This is a genomic window from Sphingomonas sp. NPDC019816, assembly GCF_050274375.1.
In the GTDB taxonomy this organism is placed as follows: domain Bacteria; phylum Pseudomonadota; class Alphaproteobacteria; order Sphingomonadales; family Sphingomonadaceae; genus Sphingomonas.
Genome location: NZ_JBNNOB010000281.1, coordinates 1 through 1,113 on the forward strand (window position 1 = coordinate 1; position 1,113 = coordinate 1,113).

Sequence of the window (1,113 nt, forward strand, 5' to 3'; positions counted from 1 at the left end):
CTCACGCTCGATCTCGGCCTCGTCCAGGTCTTCTTCGTTCAGCGCCTTGGGGAAGGCGGCGGCGATGTGCATCGCCAGCTGACGGCCCAGCGACTGCAGCACGTCGTCGGCGGCTTCCGACTCCAGCGCGACCAGCACGCCGATCTTGCCCAGGCCCGGCGCCTGCTGGTTGTGGACGTAGGACACGACCGCGCCCTTCGACACTTCGAGGCGCTTGGCGCGACGCAGCGACTGGTTCTCACCGATCGTCGCGATGTTGTTGGTCAGCACTTCGGCAACGGTGCCACCCTGCGGCATCGCTTCGTTCTTCAGCGCTTCGACGTCGTCGCTGGTCTTCAGCGCGATCGCGGTCACGTCCTTCACGAACGCCTGGAACTGGTCGTTCTTGGCGACGAAATCGGTTTCCGAGTTCACTTCGACGGCAGCACCGACGGTGCCGCTGGTGGCGACGCCGACCAGACCTTCGGCGGCGGTACGGCTCGACTTCTTCTGCGCGGCCGCCAGGCCCTTCGTGCGCAGCCAATCCAGCGCGGCGTCCATGTCGCCAGCGGCTTCGTTGAGCGCCTTCTTGCAGTCCATCATGCCCGCGCCGCTCTTTTCGCGCAGGTCCTTGACCATCGCTGCGGTGATATCGGCCATTGTCTCAATCCTCTGTCTGAAAAGGGGGATGCGGGTAGGGCCGCCCCATCGGAGGCGGCCCTTAGCACGGCTTGCATGTCAAGCCGATGTCACCGACCGGCGGGATGCCCCGCCCGGTCGATGATCGCCCCGCCCGCATCGCGGGGCTCTTGTCACGCGATTACGCGTCGATCTGGCGCTCGGCCTCGACCGCCTGCTCGGCCGTCTCGGTCGGGGCGACGGTCAGCGCTTCCTCGACGGGCGGCTCGGCCATCGCGCCGAAGTCCGCACCGCCACGGCGCTGCTGCTCGTGACCGCCACGGGTCGCGGCGATGGCAACGGCTTCGCAGTACAGGCGGATCGCACGGCTGGCGTCGTCATTCGCCGGAACCGGGAACGCGATGCCGTCGGGCGAGACGTTCGAATCGAGGATCGCGACGACGGGGATGCCCAGCGTGGTGGCTGCCTTGATGGCCAGCTCTTCCGGGTTGGCGT

2 protein-coding genes are annotated in these 1,113 nt (G+C 67.4%); both read right to left on the reverse strand.

Annotated elements, in window-relative coordinates:
- Window positions 1–639 (reverse strand): translation elongation factor Ts (tsf, locus tag ACQKJZ_RS19420; protein ID WP_427733352.1); only part of this gene is annotated, 639 nt, incomplete at its 3' end.
- Window positions 640–799: 160 nt separating this feature from the next.
- Window positions 800–1,113 (reverse strand): 30S ribosomal protein S2 (locus tag ACQKJZ_RS19425; protein WP_427733354.1); only part of this gene is annotated, 314 nt, incomplete at its 5' end.